This window comes from Desulfobacter sp. (genome assembly GCF_050177295.1).
The window spans coordinates 1-4,189 of sequence record NZ_JBFXHE010000392.1 but is presented as its reverse complement, the minus strand read 5'-3'; the positions used below and the strand labels follow the sequence as shown (position 1 = coordinate 4,189).

At 47.1% G+C, this 4,189-nt stretch carries 2 protein-coding genes and 1 pseudogene; 2 read left to right on the top strand and 1 reads right to left on the bottom strand.

What is annotated here, in order from left to right:
* Window positions 1–122 precede the first annotated feature (122 nt).
* Both AB7U36_RS19705 and AB7U36_RS19700 read left to right on the top strand, forming a co-directional pair.
* Window positions 123–827, top strand: a complete 705-nt coding sequence (locus AB7U36_RS19705) for a glutamine amidotransferase (protein WP_428161342.1) — start codon at window positions 123–125, stop codon at window positions 825–827.
* 52 nt (window positions 828–879) lie between these two features.
* A complete protein-coding gene (locus tag AB7U36_RS19700) occupies window positions 880–3,699 on the top strand; it encodes a PocR ligand-binding domain-containing protein (protein ID WP_428161341.1) in 2,820 nt (939 codons plus the stop codon).
* Window positions 3,700–3,712: 13 nt separating this feature from the next.
* On the opposite strand, the pseudogene AB7U36_RS19695 reads toward AB7U36_RS19700, so the two are convergent.
* A pseudogene (locus AB7U36_RS19695) lies at window positions 3,713–3,859 on the bottom strand (flagellar protein FlaG); the annotation flags it as partial.
* Between the last annotated feature and the right edge of the window lie 330 nt (window positions 3,860–4,189).

The following is a 4,189-nucleotide window of genomic DNA, read 5'->3' as shown; positions in this document are numbered from 1 at the left end:
GACTTCCATGACCATCACGACCATTTTACCAATAATCGGCCGGAGTCTGAATGGCAAAGCTGCCTGGCCCATGCCGAAAAGATCGGCCTGGGGACCCGGGAGTACGAGCTGATTAAGATTAAATGAAGCCTATTACGATCATAAAAACAGGGAAAACGTTTCCGGATCTCATAGATGAACAAGGAGATTTTGAAGATTGGATCTCAAGGGGGCTTGGTCGCTCCAATCGTGAAATTAACATTGTCAATGCTGAATCCGATCCATTGCCCGAGCCCAGTCAGGTTGGAGGTGCAATCATTTCCGGTTCTCATGCATATGTAACTGACAACCTGGATTGGTGCCTCGGGCTTGAAGAGTGGACAAAGGAGATTATTAAACATCAGATCCCATTACTTGGAATATGTTTTGGCCATCAGGTGATTGCTAAGGCCATGGGCGGGGTTGTTGATTTCCATCCTATTGGTCTTGAAATTGGCACCAAAGAAATAGAGCTGCTGCCAAGTTGTGAAAATGACCCTTTATTTATAGGATTGCCAGACAGGTTTAAAGTTCACCTGTTTCATTCCCAAAGTGTTATTCAATTGCCTCCAGATGCAATTGTTTTAGCCCGAAACGAATTTGAGCCGCATCAGGCATTTCGAATTGGTAAAAATGCCTGGGGCGTTCAATTCCATCCTGAGGCAAATTCAGCTGCGACTAAAAGTTATATTAAGAATCTATTAGATGATGTTAAATCCGCCAATTTTGAACCTGAACAACTTTTCGAGCAAATAGAAGAAACGCCATATTCGGCTTCTCTTTTAAAAAGATTTGCTGAGTTGATCTGAGAAGCTTAAAGCTTGTTTGGTAATTAGGGACTGGGAAAAAAGGAAAGAATGAATGGTCCGTGGCGTTGAGTTATTTTTTTCTCTGTTTAACAATCTGGCTATATTTATCGCCCTGGTAACAGTATACGGGTATTTGCTGCGCAATTTTAAAGAATCAGCCCGGTTCAGACGCAAGATCTCTATGGGAATTTCCTTTGGCCTGTTTGCCATTGGTTGCATGTTCGCCAAAATCCCAGTTTTTGAAGGTGTTATCGTTGACCAGAGAAATGCGATCATCGCCCTGAGCGCAGTATTCGGAGGTCCGGTTTCGGCTGTGGTCAGCGCATTTCTGGTCGGTGCCTTCCGCATTCATCTTGGCGGAGGCGGGGCATTGGCCGGGGTGATCGGCGTATCCCTGGCTGCACTATCCGGAATCGTACTGAACCGTTTTCCCGGAAGCTTTTCTTCAGTTCGGAAGGCTTTTACCAGTTCATTGTTTGCCACCCTGATCATCCTGCCGGGGTTTCTTTTTGTCAAGGATTTCCATACGGGGTGGACTTTGATGAAAGCCATGGCCTTGCCTTACGGCCTGGCCATATTTGCCGGGATTATGCTGGTGGGCCTCCTGCTCAACCGAGAAAAAAATGAACTTGCTTTTGAGGTGGCTCTACAGGAGAATCAAGAGCGGCTCCAGAAAGAAATCGTTCGGCGAAAGGCTGTCGAAGATGAACTGCGCCGGAGCCGGGAGCGTTTGGGCATGGCCTTGTCCGGAGCCAATGAAGGCATCTGGGACTGGTATATCCAAAAAGATACAGTATTCTTTGATGATCGCTTTTACACCATGGCAGGATATGAACCCAATGAATTTCCTGAAACGTTTGGTGAATTTGCAAAGCGTATTCATGCAGAGGATATAGAGCGGACCAAATCGGCCATTGACCGTTATCTGGCAGGAGAACTGAAAGCCTATAAGGTGGAGTTCAGGTTTCTGCGTAAGGACGGCACCTATATGTGGATACAGGCGAAGGGGAAGATTGTTTCCAGAGATGTCGAGGGGACTCCCCTGCGCTTTGTCGGCCTCCATGCTGACATCACCGAGCGCAAGCGGATGGCCGAAGCCCTTGAGAATCGTATCTTGGCCCTGACCCAGCCGCTTGGAGATGTCTCAGACATTGCCTTTGAAGATCTATTCAATCTAACCGATATCCAGCAGCTTCAGGATCTGTATGCCAAGGCCTTCGGCGTCGCAGCGATTATTACCCATCCTGACGGCACACCGATCACGCAGCCGAGCAATTTTACGGACCTGTGTGAAAAAATTATTCGAAACACAAAAAAGGGGTGCGAGAAATGCAAATACTCCGACTCAATGATCGGACGCCATAATCCCGACGGTCCCAATATCATGGCCTGTCTAAGCGCCGGCTTGTGGAACGCAGGCACCGCCATTTCCGTCGGTGGGCGCCATATTGCCAACTGGCTGATCGGTCAGGTCCGGAATGACGCCCTGGATCAAAATAAAATTATAGCCTATGCCCATGAAATCGGTGCAAATGAAAATGACTTCCGTGCAGCTTATCTCCAGGTCCCCATAATGCCTGAGGCGCAGTTTGAGAACGCAGCGAACGTGCTTTTTGCAGTGACTCGACAACTCTCATTTATGGCATATCAAAATGTTCAACAGGCCCGGTTTATTTACCAACACAAGCAGGACGAAGAAGAACTGTGTAAATTACGGAACTACCTCTCCAATATCATTAATTCCATGCCCTCCATGATTGTTGCGGTGGACAACGAGGGCAGAGTAACCCAGTGGAACCATCAAACTGAGCAAGTAACCGGACTAAATTTCAAGGATGCCCAAGCCCAGCCCCTGGCCAAGGTGTTCCCCCGATTGGCCAACGAGATGAATAGCATATTGATGTCTATCCGGGAGCGCCGGGTGATCAAATCTCCCAAAGTCTCCCGTAAGGTGGCCCATGAAATTTGCTACGAAGATATCACCATATTCCCATTGGTGGCCAACGGCGTGGAAGGCGCCGTGATCCGGGTTGATAATGTGACAGAGCGGGTACGAATGGAAGAAATGATGATCCAGAGTGAGAAGATGCTCTCCGTCGGGGGGCTTGCCGCGGGTATGGCCCATGAAATCAACAATCCCCTTGCCGGCATGATGCAGACCGCCCAGGTAATGGCACAGAGGCTGAAGGCAGGCGCCAATATCCCGGCTAACCTAAAAGCGGCTGAAGCCGCGGGCATTACCATGGAGTCCATTGAACGATTCATGGAAGAGAGGGGCATACAGAGGATGATTGAAGCCATCACCGCTTCTGGACAGCGGGTCTCTCAAATTGTGAACAATATGCTCAGCTTTGCCCGGAAAGAAGACGCGGCCGTATCCGCCCATCATCTTGACAAAATTCTGGACAAGACGATTGAACTAGCAGCCACCGATTACGACTTGAAAAAAGATTATGACTTCAAGAAAATTGAGATCATCAGGGAATATGATGACAATCTTCCTGCCGTTTTCTGTCAAGCCAGCAAAATCCAGCAGGTAATCCTGAATATCCTGAGCAACGGGGCCCAGGCTATGCAAGGTGCAGGAACCCCGGAGCCCAAATTTATTGTCCGGACCTATGTGGATCCGGTCCGGGACATGGCCTGCATGGAGATAGAAGACAACGGACCTGGAATGAAGGAAGAAATCCTCAAGCATATTTTTGATCCCTTTTTCACCACCAAGCCGGTAGGGGTGGGGACAGGGCTGGGGCTTAGTGTCTCCTATTTCATTATCACTGAAAATCATAAAGGCGAAATGACCGTTGAATCAAGCCCGGGCACAAGCGCTAAATTTGTTATTCGCCTACCTTTATCCATGGGCAGGCCGTAACAGGATCAAAGAATTATTTTAAAGCATCAAACATTCTGATCAAAAAAAATCCTGCAAGATCACTCTTTTTATCCTCTAAAGCAAGCATCTCTTCAGATGGAAACTGGCGAATCAACTCTTCAGATTCCTTATCGAAAATCTTAACAAGGATTTCATTGTTCTCTTCATCAGTTGAGTCTGGATGATGATAGAGCGGGTCAGCCCGTAGCTGTTAGTTGCAGATTCGAAATCTATCACAACCGAACACACAGAAAATACGGTTGCATAATTGCGAGCATTTTCAAAATTTTAACGCCTGAAGCTTTCAATAAGGGAAAAGCACCCGGTGCAATTATGCGATTTGGGCTGAAGAAATCCATATACAACATTTGCAAAAAAGCGATTAATATGCTTAATTAAGCTTATAAATATAAAAGGATTTCCCGACATGTCCCAAAACGATAGAAATACCCCGTTAAACACAGACACCACAAAAATCATCCTGGATTCA